The sequence below is a fragment of the Oleiharenicola lentus genome (assembly GCF_004118375.1).
Taxonomy (GTDB): Bacteria; Verrucomicrobiota; Verrucomicrobiia; order Opitutales; family Opitutaceae; genus Lacunisphaera; species Lacunisphaera lenta.
In genome coordinates, this window is sequence record NZ_SDHX01000001.1 from 2,118,331 (window position 1) to 2,133,602 (window position 15,272).

Here is a 15,272-nt window from a genome sequence, read left to right on the forward strand (position 1 = left end):
AAGCGCATGTCGGGCTTCCGTTGTTGAAGTTGGGTTTTATCAAGCTTCATTATTTCGGCAATTCGCTTCGCGAGAGCGCCGGACAGGAGGTGCCTTTGCAGGCCGGGTATAGAACTTAAATCGAGGGTGTCCCCTGGCCATCTACCCGAGCGGCCGCCCGAATTTGATTCGATTGGGTTCTCATTTAAGAAACCAATGCACCTCCAGAGAGGGCGCGCGGTTGGGTGTACCCAGCGGTTCCGGTTCGAACGCTAAACCGCACCTCGGATGGCCATCGCTCATGCAAGGATTCTGCGGGTGGTGGATTTTCTGGGCATAAAACACTAATTCTTGGTAGGGCCAAAAGGACTGGTCATGATGAAATGTAACTAACAGAATTAGAGCGACTTGACGCGGTGCCAGGGTGAGGGCGTTATGACACGACTTCGAGCCGTTCGGGCGTATGAACCGGCGGTTCGAGCGCCACACACAACATAACGTCAAAGAAGTCAGGTATCACGAACATGATCTCCCGAACCCTGAATCGTCTGATGATCGTCACGGCCGCTCTGCTGGCCGTCTCTCAAGTCCACGCCCGTTCCTACGTGGTCGTTGGCAATGCCGGAAAACTGCCCGCCAAGCTCGAGGCCGCGGTAGCGGCGGCCGGTGGCACCATCACGCGCCATCTGCCTCAGATCGGCGTGGCCATCGTGGAATCGTCGTCGCCGCAGTTTGTCGCCAATGTGGGCAAGCTCGCCGGTCTCGATGCGGTGCTGCCCGATGCACAATGGAAACCCTCGCAGCCGGCGGTCATAGACGGGCTCGCCCTGGAGGACGCCGTGGCACTGCCGGCCAACCACACCACGCTGGTCACCGATGCTTGGGCTGCACTGCAATGGGGCCTCGAGGCGGTGGATGCAGGCACAGCCTGGCAAGCAGGACAAACCGGGGCCGGGGTGCGCGTCGCTGTGCTCGACAGTGGAGTCGCCTCCGCTCACCTCGACATCGCGCCCAACCTGAACACCGCGCTGTGCACATCGTTCGTGCCGGGCGAGGCCTACAATTTCACCGGCACGGGATTCAATCATGGCACCCATGTGGCCGGCATCATCGCCGCGGCGGCAAACGGCGTGGGCACGGTGGGTGTCGCGCCCAAGGCCGAGATCGTGTCGGTCAAGGTGCTTTCCGCGGTGAGCGGCAGCGGCTCCTTCGGTGGCATCATCTCGGGCATCGTCTATGCCGCCGACATCGGCGCCGATGTGATCAACATGAGCCTCGGCGCTGAGTTTCCTCGCAGCGGTTATATCGACGACAACGGCACGCCCGCCGATCCGAGCGATGACTACAAAGTCGGCGCCAACGAGCTCACCGCCCTCATCAATGCGACCAGCCGGGCCACCACCTACGCCTACCAAAAGGGCGTGACCACCATCGTTTCCGCCGGCAACTCCGCCATCGATCGGGACCATGACGGCAGCTACTTTGTGCTGCCGGCCGATTGCACTCACGTGGTCAGTGTTTCCGCCACCGGTCCGACCGGGTGGGCCTTGAACCAGGCCGGCACCGACCTCGATGTGCTCGCCAGTTACTCCAACTACGGCCAGTCACGCATCGACCTGGCCGCGCCCGGCGGCGATTTCATGTATCCAGGCAATGATATCAGTGTCGTGGGCGGCATCGCGCAATACACCTGGGTCTTTGACATGGTGTTTGCACCCAGCAACCGCATCGGCACGAGCAACCGCTATTCCTGGTCGGCGGGCACCAGCATGGCCGCGCCGCATGTCAGTGCTGTGGCTGCCATCATCATCGGGCGCAACGGCGGCAGCATGAAACCGGCCGCCGTGGTGGCCGCGTTGCGTGCCTCGGCAGATGATCTCGGCAAACCGGGCAATGATGATGCCTACGGCGCCGGTCGCGTGAACGCCGGTCGCGCCGCCACCGAGTAACGACATCTCAAAATTCCACCTGGCTTTGCGCCGGCTTCCCCACGGAGCCGGCGCTTTGGTTGGCGCATCACACCTTGAGTTTATCGCGCAGGTAGGGTGCGGTGGGACTGCGTTTTACCTTGGTGAGGCCGTGGAGCGGGCCCTGGTAGAGGATTTCGCCGCCGTGGGGGCCGCCGCCGGGGCCGAGTTCGAGGATCCAGTCGGCTTCGGCGAGGAGGTCGAGGTGGTGCTCAATGACGACGACCGTGTGGCCCTGGTTCACAAGGTTGTGCAGGACCTTGATGAGTTTCTCGCAGTCGCTGAGGTGCAGGCCGATGGTCGGTTCCTCCAACAGGTAGAGGTTGCGCACGGCGATGCCGCGCGAGCGCTCCTGGTAGCTGGCGAGGCCCTTGGTCAGCTCGGTGACGAGCTTGAGGCGCTGGGCTTCGCCGCCAGAGAGCGTGGGGCTGCTCTGGCCGAGGGTGAGGTAGCCGAGTCCGCAATCCACCATCAGCCGGCAGACCTGCGAGAGCTGCGAGTGGAAGTCGAAGAAGGCGGCGGCCTCGTCGAAGGTGAGCTGCAGGACCTGGCCGATGCTCTTGCCCTTCCAGGTGATGTCGACCAGCTCAGGGCCGAAGCGCGAACCGCCGCAGGCGTCGCAGGGCAGATAGGAGTCGGCCATGAAGGCCATCTCCAGCTTGATGCGGCCGGCGCCGGAGCAGGTTTCGCAGCGCCCCCCGGCGGTGTTGAAGGAGAAACGCGAGGCGCTGTAGCCGCGCATCTTGGCCTCCGGCAGCGTGGCGAAGAACTGACGGATGAGGTCGAAGATCCCGAGGTAGGTGGCGGGCGTGGAGCGGGGCGTCTTGCCGATGGGGGCCTGGTCCACCTCAATGACACCCTTGAACCCATGGGCTCCGCTCAGGATTTCAAACGGGAAAACCTGAGACCTGAGGCCTGAATCCTGAGGATCGACCGATTCGAATCCGGTGAGCTTGGCGAATTCCTTGCCGGTGAGCCGGGCCTTCTTCTGCTTGATGGCGCAGGTGACGGCAGGATGGAGGATGTCGCGGAAGAGCGTGGACTTGCCCGCGCCGCTGGGGCCGCAGGCCATGATGAGGCGGCCGAGCGGGAGGCGGAGGGACTGGTTCAGCAGGTTGCGGTAGCGGATGCCGGTGAGCTCGACGAACGTTGGCTCCTTTGGTGTTTGTTTTTTGGCGTTTGGGATTTCCCGATACGCGCCGCGTATCGGGTGCTTGATGCCCTTCGCGAGGAACAGGCCGGTCAGCGAGGCGTCGTTGGCCTTGATCTCGGCGGGCGTGCCGTTGGCGAGGACCTCGCCGCCGTGCCGGCCGGCGCCGGGGCCGAGGTCGATGATGCGGTCGGCGCGCTCCATGAGCACGTCGTCGTGCTCGACGACGAGCAGCGTGTTGCCCTTTGCGCGGAGCGACTGGAGCGTGTCGATGAGCCGGTCGTTGTCGCGCGCGTGCAGGCCGATGGACGGCTCGTCGAGCACGTAGAGCACGCCGGAGAGGTTGGAGCCGAGTTGCGCGGCGAGGCGGATGCGCTGGGCTTCGCCGCCGGAGAGGGTCTCGGTGGGACGGTCGAGCGAGAGATAGTCGAGGCCGACGTGAGCAAGGAACTTGAGGCGCTCCTCGATCTGGGGCACGATGTCCTGCGTGATGAGCTTCGTGCGGGTGTCCAGCTGGAGGTTGCGCAGGGTGGCAATGAGTTCTTCCGGAACCAAGCGAAGCAGTTCCGGCAAAGTGAAACCTGAGGCCTGAGACCTGAGACCTGAAATCTTGGCCGACCGGACGGGCAGGCGGACGGCGCGGGCGATGCGGTTCAGCCGCTCGCCGTGGCAGGTGGGGCAGGCTTTGCCGTCATTCGCCGGATCGTCGGGGTCGAAGGCACGGAGGGCGTCGGCTACTTCGTCGGACATCTCTTCGTCCTCGTCAGGCTTGAGCATCCAGTCGTAGATGCGGCCGTGGCCGCGGCAGGTCGGGCACCAGCCGCGGGGCGAGTTGAAAGAGAACTGCTTCGGGTCGAGCTCCGGGAAGGATTCGCCGCTGGCGATGTCGGTGCGCGTGGTGGAAAACCAGCCGAGCACCTCGCTGCTGGGCAGCACGATGAAGCACGAGCCTTTGCCGAGGCGAAGGGCGGTGGTGAGTCGGTCGTGAATCAATTTTTGATTTTGGCTTTCCGATTTTTGTCCGGCCCGATGCTTCAGGTCGGCCACGACGACCTCGATGTCGTGCTCCTTGTAGCGATCCAATTTCGTGAAAGTGTCCACGCGCAGGAGGCGTCCGTCGGCGCGCATGAGTTCGTAGCCCTGCTTGCGGATCCAGTTGGCGATGGGTTCGTGGTGCCCCTTGCGGCCGCGGATGAGCGGGGCGCAGAGGTAGAGGTGCTTCGCCTTTTTCGCCTTGGGCGTGGCGAGGGTTTTATCGAGCAACTGCCGGAGCTGGCTGGGCGAGAGCGGCGTCACGGGGCGGCCGGACTCGGGATGGTGCTGGATGCCGGCGCGGGCGTAGAGGAGGCGAAGGTATTGGGCGACCTCGGTGATGGTGGCGACGGTGGACTTGCGTGAGCCACGGGTGACGCGCTGCTCGATGGCCACGGTCGGGGGGATGCCCGTGAGGCGGTCGATGTCGGGGCGCGGCAGCTGCTCGACGAACTGGCGCGCGTAGGGGGACATGGATTCCATGAACCGCCGCTGGCCCTCGGCGAAGATGATGTCGAAGGCGAGGGTGGACTTGCCCGAGCCGGAGACGCCCGTGACAACGGAGAGCTGGCGGTGCGGAATGGAGACGGAAATGTTTTTCAGGTTGTTCTCGCGGGCGCCCAGCACCTGCAAGGTGCTGGAAGGCGCGAGGTGTGAGGTCTGAGGTGTGAGGTAGGGCGCGGCGTCCTCGGCGGCGGCGAGTTCGGCCTCGCGGGAGTTCGGCCCGCCGAGCGCTTCGCGCAGAAAAGGGGAGGTGGCCGTGTCAGCGGCGGAGATGCTCTCCGGCGGACCTTCGGCGACGATGCGACCGCCGTTGGCCCCGGCATCGGGGCCGACTTCGAGAATCCAGTCGGCGGACTTCAGGACGTCGAGGTTGTGCTCGATGACGATGACACTGTGGCCGGCGTCCACGATGCGCTGGAGCACGCCGAGCAGGCGCTTCACGTCGTGGCGGTGGAGGCCGGTGGTCGGTTCATCGAGCAGGAGGAGCGCGCCGGCGGAGGAGACCTGGGGGCTAGGACCTGAAACCGGAGAGCCCGAAGCGGCGTAGTCGGAGAGGTAGCGGACAAGCTTCAGGCGCTGGGATTCGCCGCCGGAGAGGGTGTTGAGCGGTTGGCCGAGGGGCAGGTAGCCGAGGCCGACGGCGTCGAGGGAGGAGAAGCGGGTGCGGATGTTCGCGAGGGCGGCTGCATCCCCGCGGGGTGCAGGCACCCCGCCTTCATTTGCGGAATTCGGTTGCGGCGCAAAAAACGCGATGGCGTCGGTGATGGTGGTGTGGAGCAGGTCGTCCACGGATTTACCGTTCCATTGGATGGCGAGAACCTCGGGCTTGAAGCGACGGCCCTCGCAAATGGGGCAAGGGACGAAGACGTCGGAGAGGAACTGCATCTCGACCCGCTCGCTGCCGAGGCCCTGGCAGTGGTCGCAGCGGCCGTCGCCACTGTTGAAGGAGAAGCCGGACGCGTTGAAGCCGGCTTCCTGCGCGGCGGGGGTCTGCGCGTAGAGTTCGCGAATGAGGTCCCACGCCTCGCAGTAGAGCGCGGGGTTGGAGCGTGGCGTCCGGCTCAGTGGCGACTGGTCCACGAGCACGATCTCGGCGAAATCGAGGTCGGACTTGATGCGCTCGATCTCGGCCGGGTCCTCGGTCATCTGGTTGCGCTGTGCGAGCAGGCCCTGGTGGATGACGTTGTCGAGCAGGGTGGACTTGCCCGAGCCGGAGACGCCGGAGAGGCAGACGAGGCGCTGCAAGGGCAGCGAGAAACTCAGAGTCCTGATGTTGTGCTTGGAGGCGTTGGTGAAGTGCAGCCAGTGGGATGGGCGATTTCCTGAGCGGCCGCGCGGCCCAGCCGGAGCCGGGCCCTCCACGGGGCGACGTTGTGCGGGAACTTCGATGTGTTCGCGGCCGGAGAGATAGCGGCCGGTGATGCTGCAGTCGGAGCGGAGCATCGCGGCGATGTTGCCCTGGAAAACCACTTCGCCGCCCCGGGCGCCGGGCTCGGGGCCGATCTCGATGACGTGGTCGGCGGCCCGGATCATCGCCTCGTCGTGCTCGACGACGACCACCGTGTTGCCGGCGTCGGTGAGCGTGCGGATGATGCCGATGAGGCGGTCGATGTCGCGCGGGTGCAGGCCGACGGAAGGCTCGTCGAGCACGAAGAGCGTGTCCACCAGCGAAGTGCCGAGGCAGGAAGTGAGGTTGACGCGCTCGACCTCGCCGCCGGAGAGCGTGCGCGAGCTGCGGTCGAGCGTCAGGTAGCCGAGGCCAACCTGTTCGAGGTAGCGGAGGCGCGTGATGATGGAGTCGTAGGCGATCGAGGCGCTGTGCGCCTCGCCGATTTTTTCCCGTTGCGGCGTGCTCGCCGCCCGGGATGCGTCCGCAGAACTCGCGAGCGATGCGTCGCGATTCGGCGGCGCAGATTTTGGATTCTCGATTTTGGATTTCTGGACCAGCTCCAGCAGGACTGAAACAGGCAGCTGGTAGAGTTCGGGGAGAGTCCGGCCCTGCCATTTCCAGCAGAGGGCTTCGGGCTGCAGGCGCGCACCGTGGCACTCGGGGCACTGGTTGTAGGCCCGGAAGCGCGAGAGGAAAACGCGCACATGCATCTTGTAGGTCGTCTTCTCGAGGTAGCGGAAGAAGCCCTTGAGCCCATACCAGAGCTTGGGCCAGCACTTGGCGGGGTTGTCGCTGTCGTAGCCGGGCGAGCCGTCGATCACAAAAGCCTTCTGCTCGGCGGTGAGGCGGGCGAAGGGCACGTTCGTCGGGATGCCGAGTTTTTTGGTGAAGAGGAGCAGGTCCTTTTTCGATTCACCGTAGATCTCGCCTTCCCAGGGCTTGATCGCGCCGTCCGCAATGGACAGCGAGTGGTCGGGAATGGCGAGGCGGTAGTCGATGTCGATGACGCGGCCGAAGCCGCGGCATTTCGGGCAGGCGCCGAGCGGGGAGTTGAAGGAGAACAGGCCCGGCGTGGCGGGGCGAAACGTGCGGTCGGTTTTGGGCGAATGCAGGCCGCGGGAGAAGTGTCCGGCTACGCCCAGCGATTCGGCGGAAAACATCTGCACCTCGCCCTTGCCGAAGTGCAGCGCGGTTTCGCAGGCCTCGAGAAAGCGGGATTTGTTTTCGGTGGCGATGCGGAGGCGGTCCTGGATCACGAATAGCCAGGACGCGGAGAGCTGGGCGCCGAGGGCCGATGGTTTGGCTTCCAGCAGGTCGTCGAGTTTGTGCAGTTCGAGGTTTTCCCTGGCGTCTGGGGTTTGGGCTTTGGATTTTTCACGGGCGAGAAGCACGCGGGTGTAGCCCTGGCCCTTGATGCTCGTGAGGATTTCGGGCCACGCCAGGTTGTCGGGCTTCGTAATGCGGAAGCAGAGGAGCAGCGTCGCCGCCGGATGCGCAGCCAAAGTCTTGGCCCAGATGGTGGCGGGGGTGTCGTCCTCAACCTTCTCGCCGGTCTCGGGGTCAAAGCACTCGGCGACGTGGCTGAACCAGACCTTCGCGAAGTCGGTGAGCTCGGTCATCGTGCCGACCGTGGAGCGCGAGGTCTTGACCGTGTTGGTCTGCTCGATGGCGATGGACGGGCGGATGTTCTCGACGGAATCAACCTTGGGTTTGTCGAGCAGGTCGAGGAACTGGCGGGTGTAGGCGCTGAAGGTCTCGACGTAGCGCCGCTGGCCCTCGGCGTGCAGCGTGTCGAACACCAGCGAGGACTTGCCGGCGCCACTCAGGCCGGTGACAACCACATATTTGCCCAGCGGCAGGTCGAGGTCGAAGCCCTTCAGGTTGTTCTGGCGGACGCCGCGCAGGCGGATGAATTCGGGGGCGGAGAGGGGCGACGGAGTGACCACGACAGCGAGAAAGAGCGGTAATCAGCCGAAGGCAAATCCGTGTGCGCCGTTCGGCGGGTCTGCTGACATAGGGGTGTCAGGAGCCGGTTTTGCCCGGGCCCCGCCGCGCCCGGGCGCGCAACGAAGGTGTCCGGGCCTACCCCTTCGTCAGCTCGCGGAAGAGATTGAGGTGGGCTTGGACCTGACGCTCGGGGACGAAGTGCGCCTGGGCGTGGCGGCGCGAATGCTCGGAAAAGCGGCGGCGAAGAGCGGGTTCGCGGATGAGCTTGTCGAGCGCGGTGACAAAGCCGGCCTGATCCTGGTTCTTGAGCAGGATGCCGGACTTGTCGGGGGCAAAGCATTCGCCCACGCCGACGATGTCGTAGGCCACGGCGGGCAGGCCGTGCAACTGGGCCTCGATGAGGAAATTTGACAGGGATTCGCTCTGGGAGGCCAGCACGGCGAGGTCGGCGCCGAGATAGAGCGGCGCGGGTTCAGCGTGGTAGCCGAGGAACTTCACGCGTCCGCCGAGGCCGAGATCATGGGAGAGCCGCTCGCACTTTTTGCGGGTGGGGCCCTCGCCGGCGAGCCAGAGCTGCCAGTCGAGGTAGTTGGGGAGGCGGGAGCAGAGCTCGATGAGTTCGCGCTGGTTTTTCTCCGGCCGGAACATCGCGACATTGATCATCACCACCGTGCTCGGATTGGCGCCGTGGTAGCGGCGCAGCGCCAGGTTGCGTGCGGCGGATTCGTCGGTGAAGCGCAGCACCGGATTGTGGATCACGGTGATCTTCGAAGGATGGATGTCGTGGTTGTCCGTCAACACCTGCTTCGCGACATGGCTGTTGGCCACGATGTGGCGGCACTTGCGCAAAGAGCGCACAAAGAGCATCGGCAGGGCCTTGCCCGTGCGCATGGTGCATACGACAGCGGCCCGGGGCAGGCGCGACTGGATGAAGCCGGCGTAACAGTTGGCCATGCGGCCCATACAGAGCACGAGGTCGGGCGCCGCCTCGGCGGCGGTGCGGAGCAGGCCCGGGGCGAACCAGTCCAGCCCGGTGTCGAATCCTTGCAGCGAGCGGAAGGCAAAGGGCTGCTGCTCGCCGTCGAGGTCAAGCACCCCGCGCGGGCGGAAGGTGAGGAGCGTGACCTCGTGGCCGGCCTTGGCGAAGGCCCCGGCCATGAACACGGAATGGCGTTCGGTGCCGCCGCTGCGAAGGTAGTCCTGGACAATAAGAATTTTCATTGCGCCGCGAAGGGTCGCGGTGAGAGTCAGCCATCAATCAATGAACAATGCGTTCGTCAACCTGCTGCTGCGCTGGCTGATCCTCGCGCTCGGCGTGTTGCTCGCCGAAAAGCTGCTGCCAGGCATCAGCTGCGACAGCGGTCTCACCCTCGTGGTCGTGGTGCTGCTGCTGAGTCTCTTCAACGTGGTGCTCAAGCCGTTGCTGCTGCTTTTCACCCTGCCGTTCATCATCCTCACGATGGGCCTCGGCATCTGGCTCATCAACGCCGTGCTCCTCTATGGGGTGGGCAAGCTGGTGGACGGTTTTCATGTGGCCGGATTCGGATCGGCCTTGGTGGGCGCGCTGATTGTGAGCGTGACGAACATGATCATCAACCGCCTGCTCGCCTCGCCGACCAAGCCGCCGACCCGCCCCCCGGGCCCGGGCAAGCGGGACGACGTGATTGATGTCTGAAACGCGGCGCCGGCGACATCTCGGACACCAAGGGCCCATCGGCCAAAACAGGGCCAAGGAACCAGGAGCAGGGAACAACTAGCTGGGCGGAGAAAGGCCTGCGGTTGGCGGTGGGCGTTTTTCCGGTCCGGTTGGGTCGGAGTTTCCGTTTGACGGAGGGCGGGAGGGGGGCGACTTTCCCCGTTCACAACTTCCCACTATGTCAGACGCAATCTACGACTTGGTCATCATCGGCGGCGGTCCCGCCGGCTACGTGGCGGCGATCCGTGCCGGACAGCTCGGCAAGAAGGTCGCGGTCATCGAGATGGAGCGCGCGGGCGGCACCTGCCTCAACTGGGGCTGCATCCCGACCAAGGCGTTGCTCAAGAGCGCCGAGCTCTACCTCAAGATCCAGAAGGCCGAGGCTTACGGCCTCAGCGTGACCGGCGCGTCGTTCGACTTTGCCAAGGTCGTGGAGCGCTCGCGCGGCGTCGCGGCTCAGATGGCCAAGGGCGTCGAGTTCCTCTTCAAGAAGAACAAGGTGGACTACATCGTCGGCAAGGGCTCCGTCGTGATGCCCGGCATGGTGGAAATCACCGCCGGCGACAAAAAGGGCTCGTTCCTCAAGACAAAAAACATCCTGCTCTGCACCGGCCAGCGTCCGAAAACCCTCCCCGGCCTGCCCGTGGACGGGGCGCGGGTGCTGACCTCGCGCGAAGCGCTCGCGGCCAAGGCTCCGCCGAAGTCCATCGCCATCATCGGCGCCGGCGCCATCGGCGTGGAGTTCGCGTATTTCTTCAACGCCTTCGGCTCGAAGGTGACCCTCATCGAGATGCTGCCGCAGGTTCTGCCCGTCGAGGATGAGGAGGTCGCCAAGGTGCTGGAGCGCAATTTCACCAAGCAGGGCATCGCCATCCATACCGGCACCAAGAGCGACAACATCCGCGTGGGCGACAAGAGCGTGAAGCTCGACCTCGTGAAGGACGGCGCCAAGACCGAACTCGAGGTGGAGAGCGTGCTCGTGGCCGTCGGCATCACCGCCAATCTCGACGGACTGGTCTCACCCAAGGTGAAGCTGGAACTCGATCGCGGCTTCGTGAAGGTGGACGCCAATTACCAGACGAGCACTCCCGGCATCTACGCCGCCGGCGACATCCAGGGGCCGCCGTGGCTCGCGCACGTCGCGTCGTTCCGTGCCATCCAGGCGGTGGACGGCATGTTTGGCCACGCCAAGCCGAAGCAGGTCGGTCTCTTCCCCGGCTGCACCTACTGCCAGCCGCAGGTGGCCAGCACGGGTCTTACCGAGAAGCAGGCCAAGGAGAAGAAAGTCGACTACAAGGTCGGCAAATTCCCCTTCACGGCGGTCGGCAAGGCTGTCGCGTCCGGCGACACCGAGGGTTTTGTGAAGGTTATCTCGGACGCCAAGACCGGCGAAATTCTCGGCGTGCACATCATCGGTGCCGAGGCCACCGAGCTGATTGCCGAATATGGCCTCGCGATGAACCTCGAAGCCACGGTGGACGAGATCCATGACACCATCCACGCGCATCCGACGCTGTCCGAGGCGCTGGGTGAGGCGGCGCTGGCCACGCATGGCAAGGCGATCCACATCTGAGTTACCGGGTTTGGGCGGGGACGATCACCTGCAAGCCAAGGCCGCCGAGAGGGCGGCCTTTTTGCTGGACGGTGGCCATCGGGGATCGGTGCATTTTATGGGTTGCTAGGGTGGGAGGGCGGGGCTTTTTGTGAGGGCTTCCCGCATGGCATTCGATCTCAAGCGCGTTTTGAAAGTGATGCTGTTCGCCTCGAACGGCCCCCTTTCGGTCAAGGACATCCAGACGGCCGTGAGCCGTTTCCACGAGCAGGCCACCTCGCTGCCGCTGGAGGATGCGCCCGCAGGGGATGCGCCCGGAGCAGGTGCGGCCGAAACCACGGAGGCGGCACCGGTGCCGGCCGTGGCGGGGGAGGCTCCCGTTGAGTCGACCGATGCGCTGGTCGCGGTGCCGGTGGAGGACGATGAATTTTATCGCGATGTGCCGACCCTGGTCACCGCGGCGGAGATCCGCGAGGCGATGGAGGCGATCTCGCTGGAGATGCAGGCGACCGGCAGCGAGACGGTGTTGGTCGAGGGCTCCATGGGCTGGCGACTGGCCAGTCATCCGCGCTTTGCCCGCTGGGTGCGCCTGCTGCGCAACGAACCGCCCCCGGTGCGGCTGAGTCCCTCATCTCTGGAGACGCTGGCCGTGGTGGCCTATCGTCAGCCCGTGACCCGCGCCGAGATTGAGCAGATCCGCGGGGTGTCGGCCGAGGCCGGCATCACGAAACTTCTGGAGCGAGACCTGATCTACATCGTTGGCCGGGCTGATCTCCCGGGTCGTCCCATCCAATACGGGACGACGGAGGCCTTCCTTGAATTTGTCGGAATCAAGTCCCTCGATGAGCTGCCCGCTTCTGACGTGCTTTCGCCGCGCCAGATTGATGCGTGGCTGCAGACTTCAGCCAATCCGCGCCCGGCCGGTGATGCCGACATGGGGCTGGATGAGACCGAGGAAGACCAGATGAGTCTTCCCCAGGGCGAAGCGGCTCCGGTCGAAGCCGCTCCGGCCGAGAAACCGGAAGGCAGCTAAGCTGGTCGCGGGCAGTGGGGGAACCGGTCCTGAATGGAGGTCATTCTCGCCGGAGCAGGTAGAAGATAACCACGCCGGCAATCAGCAGGCCCATGGCGCCGAAGAAGTAGATGAAACAGCCTCGCTTGACCTCGTCCTTGATGGTTCCACCGCTGGTTTGGTAGCGCTCGATTAGCTTGTCGGCGTCGAGCGGGGACGTGCTTTCGCCGGAGGGAGGCCTCGCGCCTCCTGCAGCCGGAATCCTGGGGTTTTCGACCGGACGCGCCGGACGGGGGAGGCTTTGCTCCCTGGCGATCTCCCGGTCGAGCCAAGCGACTTGTTCCTGCGCGGCGGCACGCAGGCGCTGAAGTTCCTTAAGCCGTTCGGACATGGAGGGAGAGAAGGGAAATCGACGACAGGCTGCAAGCATCCGCCAGAGGGCGGCCATTCTATCTGTCTGCCGACATGCTAGCCCGGGCAAAAAACAAGGCGCACCTTGCGGGTGCGCCTGGATATGAAAGCGACGAGCGGATGGCTCAGACGACGTTCACCTTGCGGTGGGCCTTGTCGAACTGGACGGTGCCGTCGCGAAGCGCGAACAGCGTCCAATCGCGGCCGATGCCCACGCCCTTGCCGGCATGGTGCTTGGAGCCGCGCTGGCGGACGATGATGCCGCCGGCGAGAATCTTCTGGCCGCCGAAAACCTTCACGCCGAGGCGCTGCGAGGCGCTGTCGCGACCGTTGCTGGATGTTCCCTGACCTTTCTTGTGTGCCATGGCAGTGGTTCCTTAGGCTTTGATGGATTCGATCTTGATGACGGAAAGTTCCTGGCGGTGGCCACGCTTCTTCTCGTAGCCCTTGCGCTTCTTCTTCTTGAAGACGATGACCTTCTTGCCGCGCTTGTTCTCAAGGACCTTGGCCTTGACGGAAGCGCCGGAAAGGAAGGGGGTGCCGACCTTGAAATTCTCGCCCTCGCCAGCGGCGAGGACCTCGTTGATTTCGACCGTGGAACCCGCTTCGGTCTTGGGATAGCGGTTCACAATGAGGATATCGCCCTCGCTGACCGAGAACTGCTTCCCCTGTGTTTTGATAGTGGCTTTCATAAGTTCAAAGGGGCGAAATAAGGGGAGTCGGGATGGGGTAATCAAGGCTTTATTTACGTTGCGCACGAAATCGCCCTCGAAGCGCAAATCCTGCGTGCTGATCACCCGCTTGCGAGCCGCATATTGAGCGCTATGTCCGATTCCATGCCACGCGTCATCATGCCCGCCGAGTTTCAGGGTCGGAATACCGTGGTCTTGGCGAGGTGGCTGTTGGGCAAGATGTTAGTTCGGACCAATGCGGGGGAGCGGGAACTGCACCTGATCACGGAGGTGGAGGCCTATCACGGTGAAGCCGACCTCGCGTGTCACGCGAGCAAGGGACGCACGGCCCGCACCGAAGTCATGTATCAGGCGGGAGGGTGTTGGTATGTTTACCTGTGTTATGGCCTGCACGAGATGCTAAACCTCGTGACCGGACCCGCCGGGCATCCGGCGGCGGTGCTGATCCGCGGTTTGGCACAGGTCAACGGTCCCGGCCGGCTCACGAAACGACTTGGCATCGATCGCCGGCTGAACGGGGCATCGGCCGTGCCCGCGAGCGGTCTGCACCTGGAGGATCACGGAATAAAGCTCACTCGCACGCAATTGAGTCGTGGACCAAGGATCGGGGTGGACTACGCCGGGCCGGTCTGGTCGGCCAAGCCCTGGCGGTTTTGGGTGAAGTTGTAGCGGCGGCCTGTGACCGCCGTCCGGCGCGCTTAGGGCGCCGCTAGGGCTGCCCTCACCCCTTGGGCGGCTGATACTTGCTGAGCAGCAGGGTGGCGGCGCCGAAGTTGAGCTTGAGCTGCATCTTCACGGGCAGGCGGGAACCATCCTGGGCGATCCAAACCTTCACCTCGCCTCCGCGTTTGAAGAGGCCCTTGGGTTCCTTTTCCATCCGCGGCACGAGGACCAGCGTGCGATACCTGCCGAGCGGGGTGCGCACCTCCTCGTAACCCTCGGCCAGGATCGTGATCGGGTAGAAATCGCGGCCGAATTGCACGACGACCTCGCGTTTCTCGCCGGGTTTCAGGTTCCAGTCGCGGGTTTGCACGAGCGCGCTGATCAGGTCGATCGGATCGCCGCCCTCCGGCAACGTCAGCCGGTTGCTGCGTCCGGTGCGAACGCGGTCGGTGAAGGTGGCGGTGCGGGCCGTGTAATCGATGACAAACTTGGTGTCGATGGGACGCTTGGGATCGGAACCGTTCTCGGTCACACGCAACAGACGTCCGCTGGAAAGCTCCACGTCGGCCACCGCCTTGTTGTCGAATTCGTATAGCCCACGCACGAAGCCGCGCGAGCGCGTGTCCACGGTGATGGCGATGCGGTCAGCGGTGTCCTTGGGGTTGGCGCCGGAAATCTCGATGTCGCCCGCGTGGCTGAAGACCGAGAAGCCGACCTTGTAGGTGAAGCTCTCGCCGTCGCGGATGGCGACAAAGGGGGCGGCCAGCGCAAAACCGGGCAGGAGGAAGGAGAGCAGCGATATTTTCACGGCCATGAAGACACGAGCCAGGGCGAAAGGTGCTCGCGCGTCGAGAATTTGCTGCGAACCGGTTCGGGCGGCGAGAGCAGCCGGAAAAATCTCGTGATTCCGGCCCGTTCCTGTCCATTGATGGATCGAATCACCAACCCTTCCCTTCATTCCCATGGCCGGCGTAGGCACATTACTCAAACAGGCGAAAAAGATGCAGACGAAGATCGAGGAGATGCAAAAATCCCTCGAGACTCGCGAACTGGAGGTTTCCAGCGGCGGTGGCGCCGTGCAGGTTAAGATCAATGGCGCAGGCAAGTTTATCGCCCTGAAGCTCGACCCCGAGTTTCTCAAGGAGGACCCGAGGCTGGTCGAGGAGACCCTGCTGAATGCCGTGCAGGAGGCGGCCGTAAAGGCGAAGGCGCTCAGCGACTCCGAGATGCAGCGCATCTCCGCCGGGTTCCAGATGCCGGGAATGTTCTGAGGCATT

General features: G+C 64.2%; 12 protein-coding genes. 6 read left to right on the forward strand and 6 right to left on the reverse strand.

All coding sequences use genetic code 11. From position 1 onward, the window contains the following. Positions 1-503 precede the first annotated feature (503 nt). Entirely contained in the window at positions 504-1,928 is a 1,425-nt protein-coding gene (locus ESB00_RS08775) for a S8 family serine peptidase (RefSeq protein ID WP_164976112.1), read from the forward strand. 67 nt (positions 1,929-1,995) lie between these two features. Here ESB00_RS08775 and uvrA read toward each other — a convergent pair whose 3' ends face one another. Both uvrA and ESB00_RS08785 read right to left on the reverse strand, forming a co-directional pair. Next, positions 1,996-7,968, reverse strand: coding sequence for an excinuclease ABC subunit UvrA (uvrA, locus tag ESB00_RS08780; protein WP_129047324.1), 5,973 nt, complete (start codon positions 7,966-7,968; stop codon positions 1,996-1,998). Positions 7,969-8,104: 136 nt separating this feature from the next. Then, the gene (locus tag ESB00_RS08785) at positions 8,105-9,190 is read right to left on the reverse strand and encodes a glycosyltransferase (protein WP_129047325.1); all 1,086 of its coding nucleotides are present in this window, start codon (positions 9,188-9,190) and stop codon (positions 8,105-8,107) included. A 40-nt stretch (positions 9,191-9,230) separates the two neighbouring features. Between ESB00_RS08785 and ESB00_RS08790 the strand changes: the two genes are divergently transcribed. From ESB00_RS08790 to scpB, 3 genes are all read left to right on the forward strand, one after another. Further along, positions 9,231-9,644: a phage holin family protein gene (locus ESB00_RS08790; RefSeq protein ID WP_129047326.1), complete on the forward strand. Its 414-nt coding sequence runs from the start codon at positions 9,231-9,233 to the stop codon at positions 9,642-9,644. 199 nt (positions 9,645-9,843) lie between these two features. Further along, positions 9,844-11,238, forward strand: coding sequence for a dihydrolipoyl dehydrogenase (lpdA, locus tag ESB00_RS08795; protein ID WP_129047327.1), 1,395 nt, complete (start codon positions 9,844-9,846; stop codon positions 11,236-11,238). 145 nt (positions 11,239-11,383) lie between these two features. Then, a complete protein-coding gene (scpB, locus tag ESB00_RS08800) occupies positions 11,384-12,250 on the forward strand; it encodes an SMC-Scp complex subunit ScpB (protein ID WP_129047328.1) in 867 nt (288 codons plus the stop codon). A gap of 40 nt (positions 12,251-12,290) precedes the next feature. On the opposite strand, the gene ESB00_RS08805 is transcribed toward scpB, so the two are convergent. The 3 genes from ESB00_RS08805 to rplU form a co-directional block, all read right to left on the reverse strand. Then, positions 12,291-12,620: a hypothetical protein gene (locus tag ESB00_RS08805; protein WP_129047329.1), complete on the reverse strand. Its 330-nt coding sequence runs from the start codon at positions 12,618-12,620 to the stop codon at positions 12,291-12,293. A 145-nt stretch (positions 12,621-12,765) separates the two neighbouring features. Then, on the reverse strand, positions 12,766-13,005 hold the full coding sequence (gene rpmA / locus ESB00_RS08810) for a 50S ribosomal protein L27 (RefSeq protein ID WP_129047330.1): 240 nt from the start codon (positions 13,003-13,005) through the stop codon (positions 12,766-12,768). A 12-nt stretch (positions 13,006-13,017) separates the two neighbouring features. Then, the gene (gene rplU / locus ESB00_RS08815) at positions 13,018-13,332 is read right to left on the reverse strand and encodes a 50S ribosomal protein L21 (protein WP_129047331.1); all 315 of its coding nucleotides are present in this window, start codon (positions 13,330-13,332) and stop codon (positions 13,018-13,020) included. Positions 13,333-13,464: 132 nt separating this feature from the next. On the opposite strand from rplU, the gene ESB00_RS08820 reads away from it, so the two are divergent. Further along, complete coding sequence (locus tag ESB00_RS08820; RefSeq protein WP_246026438.1) at positions 13,465-14,001, forward strand: DNA-3-methyladenine glycosylase; 537 nt, start codon at positions 13,465-13,467, stop codon at positions 13,999-14,001. Between the two features lie 52 nt (positions 14,002-14,053). On the opposite strand, the gene ESB00_RS08825 is transcribed toward ESB00_RS08820, so the two are convergent. Beyond that, positions 14,054-14,803, reverse strand: a complete 750-nt coding sequence (locus ESB00_RS08825; protein ID WP_218938716.1) for a DUF3108 domain-containing protein — start codon at positions 14,801-14,803, stop codon at positions 14,054-14,056. Between the two features lie 154 nt (positions 14,804-14,957). On the opposite strand from ESB00_RS08825, the gene ESB00_RS08830 reads away from it, so the two are divergent. Continuing rightward, entirely contained in the window at positions 14,958-15,266 is a 309-nt protein-coding gene (locus ESB00_RS08830; protein ID WP_129047333.1) for a YbaB/EbfC family nucleoid-associated protein, read from the forward strand. The last annotated feature ends 6 nt before the right edge of the window (positions 15,267-15,272 follow it).